Annotated in this window: 12 protein-coding genes; 6 read left to right on the top strand and 6 right to left on the bottom strand. The window is 59.7% G+C overall.

Annotated elements, in window-relative coordinates; translation table 11 throughout:
* Nucleotides 1-104 precede the first annotated feature (104 nt).
* Nucleotides 105-2,216, top strand: a complete 2,112-nt coding sequence (locus LJD29_RS05005; RefSeq protein WP_446744656.1) for a CocE/NonD family hydrolase — start codon at nt 105-107, stop codon at nt 2,214-2,216.
* 45 nt (nt 2,217-2,261) lie between these two features.
* On the opposite strand, the gene rpsT is transcribed toward LJD29_RS05005, so the two are convergent.
* Nucleotides 2,262-2,540 carry a 30S ribosomal protein S20 gene (gene rpsT / locus LJD29_RS05000; protein WP_446744655.1) on the bottom strand — a complete coding sequence of 93 codons (279 nt, stop codon included), beginning with the start codon at nt 2,538-2,540 and terminating at the stop codon, nt 2,262-2,264.
* Nucleotides 2,541-2,961: 421 nt separating this feature from the next.
* On the opposite strand from rpsT, the gene LJD29_RS04995 reads away from it, so the two are divergent.
* The 4 genes from LJD29_RS04995 (at nt 2,962) to era (ending at nt 6,982) form a co-directional block, all read left to right on the top strand.
* A complete protein-coding gene (locus LJD29_RS04995; protein WP_446744654.1) occupies nt 2,962-3,978 on the top strand; it encodes a PhoH family protein in 1,017 nt (338 codons plus the stop codon).
* Nucleotides 3,979-4,049: 71 nt separating this feature from the next.
* A complete protein-coding gene (gene ybeY / locus LJD29_RS04990; RefSeq protein WP_446744653.1) occupies nt 4,050-4,577 on the top strand; it encodes an rRNA maturation RNase YbeY in 528 nt (175 codons plus the stop codon).
* Nucleotides 4,574-5,857, top strand: coding sequence for a hemolysin family protein (locus LJD29_RS04985; RefSeq protein WP_446744652.1), 1,284 nt, complete (start codon nt 4,574-4,576; stop codon nt 5,855-5,857). Before ybeY ends, LJD29_RS04985 begins: the two co-directional genes overlap by 4 nt.
* 3 nt (nt 5,858-5,860) lie before the next feature.
* Nucleotides 5,861-6,982 carry a GTPase Era gene (era, locus tag LJD29_RS04980; protein ID WP_446744651.1) on the top strand — a complete coding sequence of 374 codons (1,122 nt, stop codon included), beginning with the start codon at nt 5,861-5,863 and terminating at the stop codon, nt 6,980-6,982.
* Nucleotides 6,983-7,087: 105 nt separating this feature from the next.
* Here era and LJD29_RS04975 read toward each other — a convergent pair whose 3' ends face one another.
* Entirely contained in the window at nt 7,088-8,443 is a 1,356-nt protein-coding gene (locus LJD29_RS04975) for a sigma-54-dependent transcriptional regulator (RefSeq protein ID WP_446744650.1), read from the bottom strand.
* On the bottom strand, nt 8,440-10,704 hold the full coding sequence (locus LJD29_RS04970) for a sensor histidine kinase (protein ID WP_446744649.1): 2,265 nt from the start codon (nt 10,702-10,704) through the stop codon (nt 8,440-8,442). The genes LJD29_RS04975 and LJD29_RS04970 overlap by 4 nt, the downstream gene beginning before the upstream one ends.
* Nucleotides 10,705-10,825: 121 nt before the next feature.
* Between LJD29_RS04970 and LJD29_RS04965 the strand changes: the two genes are divergently transcribed.
* Nucleotides 10,826-11,623: a hypothetical protein gene (locus LJD29_RS04965; RefSeq protein WP_446744648.1), complete on the top strand. Its 798-nt coding sequence runs from the start codon at nt 10,826-10,828 to the stop codon at nt 11,621-11,623.
* Nucleotides 11,624-11,680: 57 nt separating this feature from the next.
* On the opposite strand, the gene ald is transcribed toward LJD29_RS04965, so the two are convergent.
* Genes ald through LJD29_RS04950 form a run of 3 tightly spaced genes read right to left on the bottom strand, consistent with a single transcriptional unit; the run spans nt 11,681 to nt 14,720 of the window.
* Complete coding sequence (gene ald, locus LJD29_RS04960; RefSeq protein ID WP_446744647.1) at nt 11,681-12,796, bottom strand: alanine dehydrogenase; 1,116 nt, start codon at nt 12,794-12,796, stop codon at nt 11,681-11,683.
* 27 nt (nt 12,797-12,823) lie between these two features.
* Nucleotides 12,824-13,459, bottom strand: a complete 636-nt coding sequence (locus LJD29_RS04955) for a Pr6Pr family membrane protein (RefSeq protein ID WP_446744646.1) — start codon at nt 13,457-13,459, stop codon at nt 12,824-12,826.
* Between the two features lie 10 nt (nt 13,460-13,469).
* Nucleotides 13,470-14,720, bottom strand: coding sequence for a cation:proton antiporter domain-containing protein (locus LJD29_RS04950; protein WP_446744645.1), 1,251 nt, complete (start codon nt 14,718-14,720; stop codon nt 13,470-13,472).
* Nucleotides 14,721-14,747: the final 27 nt, after the last annotated feature.

The following is a 14,747-nucleotide window of genomic DNA, read 5'->3' as shown; positions in this document are numbered from 1 at the left end:
CAGTTGCTGCCCGCATGCAATCGCATTTCGCTGCGCCAAGGGAAAACCCTTGGTCGAGGTGCTGTGAACGGGTCCGGCAGACTTCCAAGGTAACTTCCGACCGCATGTTGAACCTTCGACCGCTTCGCCGGCTCGCTTTTGCTGCACTCTTGTGTCTTGCGCCTGCATGTTTCGCTGCCGGCACCGCGCAACTCGATTCTTACGCCGGACAGTACTCAACCAGCGATGAGCCGGACGCTCTGCTGTCTATCTTTCGCGATGGCAACCATCTTGCGATGGAGACCACGCGATATCCGGCGATGCCGCTCGAAGAGGTTTCGCCCGGAGATTTTCTCAGTCCCGATCATGGCCTGCGTTTTCATTTCTTAACGACGGGCGGGGTTACCACCGGGGTGGAACGCATCGCCGGGCAGGAGAAGGTCGTCTTCGAACGACGCTCAGACCAGCCCGTGATCTATAGCTTTCACACCTACGTGCGCGAAGAGGCGATGATTCCCATGCGCGATGGCGTGAAGCTCCACGCTGTAATCATTCGCCCGCAGGGATGGGGCAAGCCGCTGCCAATGCTTATGGAGCGAACTCCATACGGGGTGGATGGCTACAGCGCCGGCAACATCTACTCCTTTCATCCTGAACTCGCGCGAAGCGGCTACATCTTCGTGATGGAGGATATTCGAGGCCGTTATGCGTCACAGGGAAAGTTCGTCATGATGCGCCCGATCGCGGCGCATCATGATCCGAAGTCATCCGATCCCGAGGGCGTCGATGAGAGCACCGACACGTGGGACACCGTCGACTGGCTTTTGAAGAACATTCCGGAGAACAACGGGCGCGTCGGCGTATTCGGAGTCTCTTATCCCGGTTTTCTGGCGGCAGAAGCGGGCATCGACCCGCACCCGGCAGTGAAGGCGATTTCGCCGCAGGCTCCCATGACCGATGTATGGATAGGCGATGACTTTTTTCACAACGGAGCCTTCCGGCAGACTTACGGCTACGATTACGTGCTCGGAATGGAATCGACGAAGGAAGCGACCTTCGGCCGGATAGACGAGGACGCCTATAACTTTTTCCTGAAGGCGGGTTCGTTCGCGCAGGCAGGGAAAAAATCCGGCGTCGATAAACTACCGACCGGGAAGGCTTTTATCGATCATCCCAGCTACGACGAATTCTGGCGTTCCCGCGCCGTCCAGGACCATCTGACCGCGGTAAGTGTGCCGACACTGGAAGTGGGCGGCTGGTGGGACCAGGAAGACATGTGGGGCACGCAGGCCGAATATGCCGCTCTGAAGCCGCACGACGGACAGAACCAGGTATTCATGGTGCTGGGACCGTGGAACCACGGTGAGTGGGAGTCCACCACGCGCCATCTCGGAGCCGTGAATTTCGGCGCGGCAACCGGTGACCAGTTCCGGGCGAAAATCGAAGCTCCGTTCTTTGCGAAATATCTCAAAGACGAGCCGGGCTTCGAGTTGGCCGGAGTTGCTGCGTTCGAGACCGGCAGCGATCGGTGGAAGTATTACGGCACCTGGCCTCCGTCTGAAGCAAAGATCCGCAGGCTTTACCTGGGAGCCGACGGAAGCCTGCAATTCGATGCGCCAGCCTCTGAAAACGCCTTCCGCGGTTACGTCTCCGATCCCGCAAAACCTGTTCCGTATCGCGAACGGCCCATTGAAGCGACTTATTCGCCGAACGGGTCAGGTTGGTATACGTGGCTGGTGCAGGATCAGCGCCCGTACGGCAGCCGGAAGGATGTTGCGACCTGGACAACCCAGCCGCTCAAGTCTGACCTGACGATCTCCGGAGATGTCATGGCGGACCTTTTGGCTTCGACCTCCGGTACCGACAGCGACTGGGTCGTCAAGCTGGTCGATGTTTACCCGGACGAGCCATCGGAGAAGGATATGGCCGGTTATCAGCTGATGATCGTCGATGAGATCTTCCAGGGCCGCTATCGGGAGAGCTTCGAGAAGCCGGAGGCGATTCCGGTGAATAAGGCAGAGGAGTACCGGTTCAGCCTGCATGGGGCTGACCACACCTTTCTCAAGGGACATCGGATCATGGTTCAGGTGCAGAGCAGCTGGTTTCCGCTTTACGACCGCAACCCGCAGAGCTTCGTGCCGGACATTATGACCGCGAAAAAGAACGCCTATCGCAAGGCCGCTCAGCGCATTTACGCCGGGTCGCACATTGATCTGCCGGTTTTGTCTCAAAAATGAAAAAGGCCGGCGTAAGGCCGGCCTTTTTCATTGATTCTAAAGCTTTTAAGCGGCCTTCGTGGTGGCCAGCGCCTTGACGCGGGCGTTGAGGCGGCTCTTGTAACGGGAAGCCGTGTTCGCATGCAGAACGCCCTTCTGGACGCTCTTGTCGAGGGCCGAGGCGGTCTTGCGGTACTGTTCGGAAGCGGCCTGGACATCACCCTTCTGGATCGCTTCGCGCAGAAGACGCAGGCTGCCACGGATACGGCTCTTGTTGGCGCGGTTGACCGCAGTCTTGCGCTCGGTCTGACGGACGCGCTTCAGGGATGAGACGTGATTTGCCATGGTAGTTCGAAACTCTTTTCTTGAATATGGGATGCAGGCAATTTCACATCCCCTGCAATAGATAAGTTTATGTGAGGTCGCGGCCCCGGTCAACCGGTTTCGGCATGTTTGCCGTCGGGCGGCGGCCACCTTCGGGGTGCTCTTCGCTTTATTGAGATTAACCGTTAAGGCTAGGAATTGCTATTTTGACCTCCCTTTTCCAGATATTTCATGGCACAGGCATTGACGCAGCTTCGGTCCGGGGCTACTCTGAGCCCATCGAAGCTCAGGCGCAACGACGGACGCAGTCAGCAAGTCCTTCCCTCCAGCGGGCCAACCGGCTGGGTATGCTCCTTCGAGCGCTTCGATTCCAAACACCAGTGCATCCAATTACATGGAGTCCGGATACCATTTCGGACTGCCACGGAGGGAATTTTCCGACTTGACGAAAAAAGCTCTCAACATCACTGCGAATCTTGAGTCCCTCTTCGGGACCCGCGATGAAAACCTCAGGCTCATGGAAGATATGCTCCATGTGCGCATCGATCTGAAATCGGATGCCGTGGTGGTGGAGGGCTCGCCGGAGAATATCAGCCGGGTCGAGCGCATTTTCTCCGACTACGAAAGTTTGAGGAAGTCAGGCACCAGCCTGATGAATGGTGAGTTGCATGGCATGCTGCGTCTCGTGGTTTCCGACCCATCGGTGACCCTGCGCAGCCTGGCAGAGACAGGGAAGCAGCGATCCGGCGGTGCCGGTGTAAAGCGCATCGTACAGCCCCGTTCAGTCAACCAGCGCCTTTATTTTGAAGCAATTGAGCAGTCGGACATGGTCTTCGGCATCGGCCCCGCCGGTACCGGCAAGACCTACCTCGCGGTCGCCATGGCGGCAGCCGCGCTCTTGGCAAAGAAGGTCAGCCGCATCATATTGGTCCGCCCGGCAGTCGAAGCCGGCGAAAAGCTGGGTTTCCTGCCCGGCAGTCTGCAGGAAAAAGTCGATCCCTACCTGCGTCCCCTTTACGACGCGCTTTATGACCTGCTCGAACCCGACCGGGTCGACCGCATGCTCGAAAAGAACGTCATCGAGATTGCGCCGCTCGCCTTCATGCGCGGCCGCACCCTCAATGACGCTTTCATCATCATGGACGAAGCGCAGAACACCACCGGTGAACAGATGAAGATGTTCCTCACGCGCCTTGGCAACAACTCCAAGGCTGTGATCACCGGCGACGTCACGCAGATCGATCTGCCCAATCCGCGCAAGTCCGGCCTGCTCGAGGCGATGGCGGTGCTCGACGGGGTAGACGGTGTGCGCTTCATTCACTTCGAGAGCGGAGACGTTGTCCGCCACCAGCTGGTGCAGCGCGTCATCCAGGCTTACGACAATTTCGGACGCTCGCAACGCGAGCTGCCGCTTGGCTTCAACGAGGAGCAGGGCAAGACTGCTTCCAAACCGCAGTAAATGAAGACCCGTTACGGTAACATAGCAAAGGAGGGCCCGGTGCCCTCCTTTGTTTTTGCGGTCCGTTGCCAATGATCCAGATCGACCCCGACATACGAAAGCTCTTCCCCGCCAGACTGCTCGGCAAACAGCGGATGACCGATTTCCTCGGGAACGCCATCGAGGCAGTGAAGCTCAATGGCGACGTCTCCGTGCTGCTGACCGGCGATGAAGAGATCCGCATGCTCAATCGCGATTTCCGGAAGAAGGACAAAGCCACCGACGTGCTTTCCTTCCCGGCGGCTCCCATTCCGGGCATGCCGAAGAGCGAGCAGGTAGCCGGAGACCTTGCGATCTCTCTTGAGACGGCTGCGCGCGAGGCGCAATTGCGCGGACACTCCCTCGAACACGAGGTGAAGGTTCTGCTGCTGCACGGCGCGCTGCATCTTGCCGGATACGATCATGAAACCGACGACGGCCAGATGGCCCGGCGCGAAGCCGCCCTTCGTAAGAAACTCGGATTGGAGCATGGCCTGATCGAGCGAACTGTCGCAAAAACGGCGTTGAAGAAAATCACAAAACCCGCAAAGAAGACAGCAGCCAAAAAGGCAAAGGCATGACCGTTCTCTCTGCCATTCTCATCACGATCCTGTTGGTCATCTTCACGCTCGCTTCCTACGTAGAGCGGTTGTATTCGGAGATGGGGAAGTTTCTCGCCCGCGAGTTCCAGGAGAACATCGACGCCTGGGAGCAGCATGTCGAGCCACGCATGAAGCTGGGCAGCGAGCATATTCGCCTCTCGGCCTCGATTCTCGTGCTCTTCTCGCTTTCGAGCCTGACGCTGCTTTTCGGCGAGCTGCTCTTCGATCGCGCCTCGCTCCACGACCGGCCGACGGCACCTGAGATCGCACAGGTGGTTCTAGGCGTCCTGCTGGTCATATTGATCTTTAATCAGTTTCTGCCGTTCGTCTTTTTCACGCGTACGCGGGGCATCTGGATCGTTCGTCTGCGGAAGCCTCTGCGCGTACTCTTCTACCTCACCATGCCGATCACGTTCTTCCTCGGCTTTCTGCTGTCGATTGCCGCGCTGGCCGAGTCGGCCCCGCACAACGAAGAGGAGACATCGCAGGAAGCAGTCGACGCGCTGCTCGAAGCAGGCGAAGAAGAAGGCATCCTCGAGGAGAGCGACCGCGAGCTGGTGCGCTCCGCGGTAGAGTTCGGCGATAAGGTGGTGCGGGAAGTGATGACACCGCGTCCCGAGATGTTTGCCGTTCCCGACACGACCACTATCGGAGAGTTCATCAGCCGGATCGAGGAACAACCTTACTCGCGCGTCCCGGTGTATCGCGGCGGAGTAGACCACATCATCGGCATCGTCTTCGCGCATGACCTGCTACACATCAGCGACGAAGACGCGAAGACGCAGACGGTGGGCAGCATTCGGCGCCCGGCAACGGTAATTCCCGAGACGAAAAAGGTGAATGAGCTGCTGCGTGAGATGCAGCGCGAGAAGCAGCACATGCGTATCGTGATTGACGAGTATGGTGGCGTCGCCGGGCTCGTTACCATCGAAGACCTGCTTGAAGAGATTGTCGGAAACATCACCGACGAGCACGAGGAAGATTCCGAGTCGATCCTGCACGAGCAGGATGGTTCGTGGATCGCGCCTGGCAACCTGGAGCTGAGCCGAGTGGAAGAGCTGCTGGGCGGAGAGGTCGACCTGCCGGAAGACTATGAAGCGACCACCATCGGCGGTCTTATCAGCGAAGAAGCCGGACGCATTCCACAGGCAGGTGAAGTGGTCGTGCTGTATGGGGTGCGAGTTGAGATTCTCGCATCAACCGATCGCAGGATCGAACGCGTGCGCCTGGCGCGCGCGGAGAAGAACGAAGGAGAGTGACCTTTGCGGTCAGGATTTGTATCGATTATCGGACGGCCCAATGCGGGCAAGTCCACGTTGTTAAACGCGCTGGTTGGAGAGAAGGTTGCTATCGTCACGGCCAAGCCGCAGACCACGCGCAACCGCATCCACGGCGTGCTGGAAGTTGCCGCGCGTAAAGGGAAGCATCCGGCCGCGCAGGTAGTTTTCGTCGACACGCCGGGCGTACACCTGGCCGATTCCTCGCTCGACAAGCGCATGATGCAGGAGGTCTACGACGCGCTCGAAACGCGCGACGTGGTGCTGCTGATGGTCGATGCCACGCGCCGGTTGGAGCTGCCAGGGCTCGATCCCGACGCCGAAGCAGGAGAAGGCGCGAAGCTGGGCCTCACCATCACGTCTACAGACGGCAAGCAGGTGACGCGTTCCACGCCGAAGGACGCAAGCGGCCGCAAAGTGCAGAGCGAGGACGAGTTTGTATTTAACCTCGTAAAGAAGCTCGACTGCCCTGTCTTTTTGCTGCTGAACAAGATCGACCTGGTGAAGCGCTCCGACCTGCTGCCGCTGATCCAGCAACTGATGGAGCTCTATCCCTTCGCAGAAGTCTTTCCCATATCCGCACGCAAGCGCGACGGGCTGGAACCGCTGCTCGACAAGCTCGTGAACGCGTTGCCCGAGGGCCAGCGCTACTTCCCCAAGGACCAGTACACCGACCAGCCCGAGCGCTTCCTCGTAGCCGAACTGATCCGCGAACGCATCCTGATGGAAACCGGCGAAGAGGTGCCTTATGCTTCCGCGGTTGTTATCGAGCGCTTCGAGGAGCCGCCACCACCGCCTGCCAAGCCTCGCCCCAATGCAAAACTGCCGCTGACCAGCATCTCCGCCGTGATCTACTGCGAGCGCCAGGGGCAGAAAGCGATCCTGATCGGCAAGCAGGGCAGCAAGCTCAAGGCGATCGGCGCTTCCGCCCGCAAGGAGATTGAATCGCTCCTGGGCACGCGTGTCTTTCTCGAACTGCACGTGATCGTGAAGGAGAAGTGGCGCGACTCACGCGGCTTTGTCGATGCTCTCGACTGGCGCCGCCAGATGGAAGAGATCGCAGCCCACAAGGCTGAGAAGGAAAAGCAGGAAGAGGAAGGCGAGTAGGCAGTAAGAAAGAAAAGTTCTTCGCCGCAAAGGCGCAAAAACCAAGGTCCGCAGAGCTTCGCGGTTCTTCTTTGCGCCTTTGCGGTGAATGTTTTTAAGAACAGGCTATTCGCGTGTGCTGATGCCGAGCGTGCGCATCTTCCGGTACAGGTGGCTGCGCTCAAGCCCTAAAGACTCCGCAGCGCGGCTCATGTTGCCGTTGCACTCGTCGATCTTTTTGAGGATGTACTCCCGTTCGTAGCTCTCTCGCGCGTCCTGCAACGTGCTGAAGCCGGCAGTGCGGCGATTGGCTGCGCGATGCACCAGCATAGGCAGGTGCCTGCGCTCGATGCGTTGCACCTGCGGATTGAGAATGACCACGCGCTCGAGAATGTTCTTCAGCTCGCGCACATTCCCTGGCCACGGATACTGCTTGAGCAACTCAAGCGCTTCGTCTTCGATCTCGATGCGCGGGCGTCCATACTCGCGTCCGTAAGCGCGCAGGAACTCGCGTGTCAGCAGCGGGATATCTTCCTTGCGCTCACGCAGCGGCGGGACGAAGAACGGAATCACATTGAGGCGGTAGAAGAGATCCTCGCGGAAATTTCCCTTCGCCGTTTCCTCTTCGAGGTTCTTGTTTGTCGCCGCGATCACACGCACATCCACGCTGATCGGCTGCGTCGCTCCCACGGGCACGAAGCGCTGCTCGTCGAGTGCCCGCAAGACCTTGGCCTGCGTCTTCAGGCTCATGTCGCCGACTTCGTCGAGAAAAAGCGTGCCGCCATTGGCGCGTTCGAAGGTGCCGCGCTTTTCCGCGGGCCCGCCGGGAACAGCGCCGTTGCGATAGCCGAAGAGCTCGCTCTCGATGTAGTCCTCGGGAATGGCGGCGCAGTTCAGCTCGATGAAAACGCGGTCGGCACGCGTGCTCTCCGCATGAATCGCGCGTGCAATCAGTTCCTTGCCGGTTCCGGACTCGCCGTAGATCAGCACCCGTCCATTGGTCGGCGCCATCAGCTTTACCTGCTGGCGCAGCGCCTTGGCAGGCACGCTCTCGCCGGTAATCGCGGTTTCGAGAGCGAGCTGCCGTTTGTATTCGAGATTCTCATTGCGCAGCCGCTTTGCCTCGATCGCGTTTTTTACCACGATCAGCGTGCGCTCAAGCGACAGCGGCTTTTCGAGAAAATCGAAGGCGCCGAGCTTGGTGGCTTTCACGGCCGTCTCGATGGTTGCGTGGCCTGAGACGACAACGACCTCAGGTTTATCCTCCGTATCGATGGAGCGCATCTCGCCGAGCACGTCGAGGCCGTCGCGGTCGGGCAGCCAGATGTCGAGCAGCATCACGTCGTAGGGCGCATCGCGCAGCAACACGATGGCTTCGGCGCCGCTTGCGGTGCTGGTCACCGAATAACCTTCTTCGGTCAGAATCTCTTCAAGCGACTTACGGATTTCCTGCTCATCATCAACGATCAGGATGCGATTCACTGGCTCATCTCCGACGATGGCAGAAGCGATGTCTCAGTCTTCTTCACAACACCATTGTCGGCCAGAGGGAGCTCAAGAATAAAGCGCGCACCAGCGGGCGTGTTATTTTCGGCGCGAATGGCGCCGTGGTGCTCCTGAATGATCTTCGCGGCGATGGCCAGTCCGAGTCCGGTGCCTCTCTGCTTGGTGGAAACATAGGGCAGAAAGAGCCGCTCGCGCATGTCATCGGTAAGGCCGTGGCCGGTATCGGAGAGCACCAGCTCCGCCATGCCGGAGCTCTCGCTCATGCATGTCTCGATGGAAAGCACGCGGACCAGGCTGTTCTGCATGGCCTCGGCCGCATTGTCTACCAGGTTGGCCAGCGCGCGGCGCAGCGATTGTTCATCGGCCATAACCGGCGGCAGGTTCTCACTGAAGCGGCGCTCGATGCGAATGTGGCTCAGGCGTCCCTGGAAGAGCATGAGCGCACTTTCGACAATGGCATTCAGGTCAGTCGGGCGAGGCTGTGCCACCGGGAACTCGGCGAGCACCGCGAACTGGCCTACCAGCGTGCTCATCGATTCCACCGAAGTCAGAATTACATCCACGCAGCGGCGAATCACGTTGGCCGACTCCGGAAGGTTGCGATCCATATGGCGGCGGATGCGCTCAGCGGAGAGTGCGATCGGCGTCAGAGGATTCTTGATCTCATGCGCCACCCGCTGCGCTACTTCCTTCCACGCCAGCTGGCGTTGCGCACGCAGCAGCTCGGTTACGTCTTCAATCACAAGGATCGAGCCGCGTTTATGTACGCCCAGGTCGAGAACCGCGATCGTTGCTGTGAGGCTCAGGTTGCCGGAGGAGACGGGCATCTCGACCTCAGCGGCGGCAATGCCCATGCGCTGCGCGCGGCGCTCCAGCAGCGCGAGTTCGCCGTAGAGGTCGTTGGCAAAAACCGCGGAGAGCGAAGTCCCGGCAAGGGATGGTGCGGGTGTCGAACGCTGGCTGTGCAGCAGGGCAATGTCCTGGAAGGCGCGGTTTGCCTGCAGAATGCAGCGGTTCGCATCGAGCGTCGCCACCGCGCTGGGGATGGTTTCGAGAATCGTCTCCAGCTCTTTACGGCGGGTTTCGAGGGTAAGGTTGACGGCAGAGAGCTGTGCCGCCGAGGTCTCAGCAAGCGTGCGGCTTTGCTCAAGATCCGCCGCCATGTGGTTGAAGGAACGGATCAGCTCGCCGAGCTCTTCGGTTGCGGAGATCGTGATGCGCTGCTCGTAGCGGCCGTTGCCGATTTCGTTCATGGCATCGGCAAGAGCTTCAACCGGCCGCGTGATCTGCTTGGAGAGGTAGAGCGCAAGCCAGCTGCTGGCGAAGAAGATCAGCGCGCTAAGCATCAGCAACAGCAGGAAAAATGTGCTGCGGACCGTACGGCGTTCGCGGTAGATGCTCCAGTACTGGTCGGTCCCGCTGCGGATCTGCTCAACCACTGAGCTGAGGCCGGCAGGCATCGGCAGGCCGACGACAATCACGCCTCCGCCTTCGATGGTGGCATCCCCGACCGCAAACTGCGCGTCACCGACGGAGAGAACCGGTTCATCGGTGCGCTGGGCGGTCTTGAGAGCCGAAGCGATGAAGCTGCCGGTGGTGTCGGAGTCGGCGTCGCCTTCCAGCCACGAATGAACGACCGCAGGCTGGGTTGTTTCCGGAATCTGGTATCGAACCAGGTCAGTGCCATCGCGAAACACAATCGCGAAGCCGCCCTGCAGGGTAATGCGATGGCTGCGAATCTCGGTCAGCATCGCTTCGGCGTTGGTCGTCTTGTAGGCGAAGGTAAAATCTTCCGACCGCGAGAGCGATTCGGCCTCCGCTCTCGCATTGAGACTGACGTAGTGAGCCAGGTCGAGTGCGATGCGGTTGGAGTTTTCACGCAGTTCGGCGACGGGTTGTGAAAACCAGCGGTCGATCGAGCGATTCATCAGCCCGAAGCTGAACAGAAACATAAAAAGTGCCGGAGCAAACGAGATCAGTAGAGCTCCGAGCAACATGCGGGAGCGCAGGCGCGAACCCAGCACCTGGCTGCGCTGGTCGGCCAGCATTTTCAGAATATTGCGGACGAGCAGAACGAGGAGCGTAACGAAAAGCAGAAAAGCCAGAACGGAGAGCGCCGTATAGAGAAAAATCTGCCCGGTTGTCTGAGGCTCCAGGAAGCTCAGCTTGAAGGCATTCAGCGCGCCCAGCAGCATAACCAGCAACAGCACAGCTGCAGCCAGCAGAATGACGGTCATCCGCCGGTGTCTTGATTCGCCCAAAAGTCCCCCTGCCCGACGATTATAGGCCGTGTACTTCCGGTGGAGATATAAGAATTCAGACGACTTTTACCTCAGTTGTGGCATCATATGTGCCGTTATGAAATTTAACCGGACCTACGCGCCTATCCTTTCCGTCGCCCTGGCTAGCCTACTGTTCGTCGGCGGTTGCAATAAAAGCACTCCACCCGCCAGCAATGAAGCTCCGGCCACTTCGCAGGCAAATCCGCCTGCGCCGCCTGCCGACCAGTCCTCGGCGGCAACCCCTGCGCCTGCGACCTCGCCTACGACATCAGCACCAGCGGCCCCGCCAGCCGCAACGCCTGCACCTGCACCTGCTCCCGCTCCAGCACCTGCCGCCGCTGCTCCGGCTCCGCCTCCGCCGCCTCCAGTGCTGGTCATTCCGGCCGGTACCCATATTGCTGTGACTACCCAGCAGGCTCTTGGTTCGAAGATCAGCCAGCCGGGTGAGACCTTCACGGCGACCGTGGCTCGCGCTATCGTTGTCGGCGGCAGGACGGCTGTTCGCGCCGGCGCCAGCGCCAGCGGCACCGTGGTGGATGCCAAGGCCCTGGGACACTTCAAGGGCGGAGCAGTTCTTTCGCTGCGCCTCGATACCATCCGCGCCAACGGCGCCACCTACGATGTGGAGAGCAGCACGATTGAGCGCGCTGAAAAGGGCAAGGGCAAGCGCACCGCGGGCTTCATCGGCGGCGGCGGCGGGCTCGGCGCCATCATCGGCGGCCTCGCCGGCGGCGGCAAGGGTGCTCTGATCGGCGGCCTGGCAGGCGCCGGAGCCGGTACCGCAGGCGCGGGGCTCACCGGGAACAAGGAAATCGTAATCCCGGCCGAAACGACGCTCACCTTCCGCCTCGAGCGCTCGGTCCACGTCAAGTAATTCCACATTAACGAGAAGGGCGCGGCCATAAGCCGCGCCCTCTTTATGTTGTTGAAATTAAAGGATCAGCTCCCGTACCGGCGACCATGGCTTCTTCTGAGAAACTGCAACCGGCTCGCAGGTCAGGTTGCCCTCCCAGGTGTTCACGCCATCGCAGATTCCGTTGTCATTCAGAATCGCTGCCTTCGCTCCCAGCTTGGCCAGCTTCAGCACGTAAGGGAAAGTGGCGTTGGTCAGCGCCAGCGTTGAGGTGTTGGGTACCGCGGCTGGCATGTTGGTCACGCAGTAGTGGACCACGCCGTCAACTTCGTAGGCAGGCGCGCTGTGCGTCGTCGGTTTGGCCGTCTCGATGCAGCCGCCCTGGTCAATGGCGACGTCCACGATGACTGCGCCCTTCTTCATCTTCGAAACCATTTCGCGGGTCACGATCTTGGGAGCCGCGGCGCCCGGAATCAGTACGCCGCCGATGACGAGATCGGCTTCCCGCGTGGCATGGGCCAGGTTGTAGGAGTTCGAGGCCAGCGTAAAGAGCTTGCCATTGAAGATATCGTCCAGCTCACGGAGACGGTTCAGGTTCAGATCAACGATCGTGACCTTGGCGCCCATGCCCACGGCAATCTTTGCAGCGTTTGTACCAACGATGCCGCCGCCGATGATGCAGACGTTCGCCGGAGGAACACCCGGTACGCCGCCCAGCAGCAGGCCACGGCCACCGCGCTCTTTTTCGAGGAACGAAGCGCCAACCTGTACGGACATGCGCCCGGCAACTTCAGACATGGGAGTGAGCAGGGGCAGTGTGCCTGCCTTGTCGCGAATGGTCTCGTAGGCGATGCCGGTGACCTTCTTGTCGAGCAGGCGATCGGTCAGATCGGGCAGCGGAGCCAGGTGCAGGTAGGTGAAGAGCGTCAGTCCTTCGCGGAAGAAGCCATATTCTTTTTCGACCGGCTCCTTTACCTTGACGACCATGTCGGCCATGCCCCACACGTTGTGGGCAGAGCCAACGATCTCCGCCCCGGCGGCCTGGTATTCGTCGTCTGTGAATGCAGATAGATCACCTGCGTGTGTTTCGACAAGAACCTTGTGGCCGTTCTCGCTGAGAGCCTTCACGCCGGCCGGGGTAATGCCAACCCGGCTCTCGTGATCCTTCACTTCTTTGGGTACACCGATGATCATGATTTGTCCTTTGCCGAACCTTTCATGCTAACGCACCGCGGCCATGGCGCGATCGATCGCGACCGTGATGTAAGAGAGGGCAAGAAATGCGAGGGTGATGAAAAATGCATACAGCAGGACGCGTCCATAGCCGAGCAGCGTTACGTCGATAAAAAAATACGGATATTGTCGCGTTACTGCGCCCGTAACCATGGTCAATCCGAGGTAGCCCAGCGGATAGATAAGCCACGGCAGTGGAGAGCGCCACTGCAAGCGGCCCTTCGGTACCAGCAGCAGCCAGAAGACGAGGATCGAGAGCGGCAGAATGTCGTGCAGCAGTCCATCGGCAAGTTTCTGTAATCCCTGGGGATTCCATGCATGGCGCAGCAATAGTGCGTGGGTCCCTCCCACCATGGCCATGTAGACCGTGACCGCTGAGAGCACGGTTGCCGTACGGGGCGCCAGTTGCTTTTGCGCTGCCGTGACCGACAGGCAGGTTGCGGCAAGCAGGTTCGTCAGGATGGTGAAGAAACCAAGGTAGTAAAAGAATGCGGCCCAGGGCGATTTGCCCTGAGCCATGTAGGTGCTTACGGTCAGGCGAAGTTGCAGCAGCAGGGCAGCCCATCCGGTGAGGGCGAGTACCAGGGCGGCGATCCGCCGCGCCGTGTTGTAGCGTGCAAGCAAGCTCTTCAGCCTATGCCACTTGAACCGCCGAGAGATCTTCGGTCTGTTTGCCCCGGTCTTCAACGCCGAGCAGGTTGAGGATCGGCGTGGTGATCATGGTGGTGACCAGCGCCATTACGACCAGCATGGTAAAGAGCGTGGGCGAAAATACATGCGCGTTGTAAGCGATATTCAGCACAACCAGTTCGACCAGTCCGCGGGTGTTTAACAGGGCTCCAAGTGCTGCTGCATCACGCCAGCCCTGGCCCGTCCAGCGCGCAGCAAGAATCGCGCCACCCATTTTGCCGGCAACCGCTACGAGCAGCACGATCGCGGTCCATAGCCAGATTCTTCCGCCGCTCAGCAGGTCCAGTCGCGTGCGCATGCCTGTTAACGCAAAGAAAAGCGGAAGCAGAAGGATGGAAACGACCATATCCAGCCGCGTGCGGATCGCCGTCTGCCATTGCTCGATGCGGGGAAAACAAATGCCGGCCAGAAAGGCTCCGAAGAGCGGATGCACGCCGATAGCCTCGGTCGCCGCAGCGGAGGCCAGCACAATGGCCAGAACCACCCCCAGCATCTCGTAGGAAAGGGTTACGCTCTGCTGCCGTTTGACCACCCACGCGCCCATGGGGCGAATGACGAACAGCATAACCAGCAGGTAGCCGGCCAGCCATAGAAGACGAAATCCGATCGGAGTGGAATGACCTGCCTGGGGCAGCAGCGTGAGCCCGATGGCGAGCAGCGACCATGCGCAGACATCGTCGACAGCGGCGCACATCAGAGCCGTGGTGCCGAGCGGCGTCGATTGCAGTTTGCGTTCTTCCAGAATGCGCGCGAGCACTGGAAAGGCGGTAATGCTCATCGATATGCCGAGGAAGAGCACGAACGGTATGCGGCCAATTCCATCAGGCGCGAAACGGATGCGCAAGGAATGAGCGGCTACCGCGGCCATGATGAACGGGAAGAGGATACTCATGAAACTGGCAAGCGTCGCAGTCGATTTCTGCTTGCGAAGGTGTTCGTAGTCCAGCTCGCTGCCGATGAGGAAAAGAAAGAGAACGAGACCGATATTGCTGAGAATTTCAAAAGACCCCAGCGAGCCAATCGGAAACAGCGAGGCTGAAACATGAGGCGCAAGGCGTCCGAGAACAGATGGGCCGATGAGGATGCCGCCGATGATCTCTCCGATCACACGGGACTGCCCTAGTTTGCGCGCAAGCCATCCGCAGGCCAATGCGACCAGCAGAACCGTGGCCATCTGAACGAGCAGAAGTGTCATGAAGTCTCCCGGGTCAGCTTGGTTTTT

Origin of the sequence: Silvibacterium acidisoli (assembly GCA_022870745.1) — a bacterium.
Classification (GTDB): Bacteria; Acidobacteriota; Terriglobia; order Terriglobales; family Acidobacteriaceae; genus Silvibacterium.
Note: the sequence above shows the minus strand (reverse complement) of the source record. Positions and strands in the feature narration are given on the sequence as shown.

Coding starts and splice junctions, on each gene's coding strand:
- LJD29_RS04950 (WP_446744645.1), bottom strand. CDS start 14,720: ATGACACTTCTGCTCGTTCAGATGGCCACGGTTCTGCTGGTCGCATTG.
- rpsT (WP_446744655.1), bottom strand. CDS start 2,540: ATGGCAAATCACGTCTCATCCCTGAAGCGCGTCCGTCAGACCGAGCGC.
- LJD29_RS05005 (WP_446744656.1), top strand. CDS start 105: ATGTTGAACCTTCGACCGCTTCGCCGGCTCGCTTTTGCTGCACTCTTG.
- LJD29_RS04965 (WP_446744648.1), top strand. CDS start 10,826: ATGAAATTTAACCGGACCTACGCGCCTATCCTTTCCGTCGCCCTGGCT.
- ybeY (WP_446744653.1), top strand. CDS start 4,050: ATGATCCAGATCGACCCCGACATACGAAAGCTCTTCCCCGCCAGACTG.
- LJD29_RS04985 (WP_446744652.1), top strand. CDS start 4,574: ATGACCGTTCTCTCTGCCATTCTCATCACGATCCTGTTGGTCATCTTC.
- ald (WP_446744647.1), bottom strand. CDS start 12,796: ATGATCATCGGTGTACCCAAAGAAGTGAAGGATCACGAGAGCCGGGTT.
- LJD29_RS04970 (WP_446744649.1), bottom strand. CDS start 10,704: ATGACCGTCATTCTGCTGGCTGCAGCTGTGCTGTTGCTGGTTATGCTG.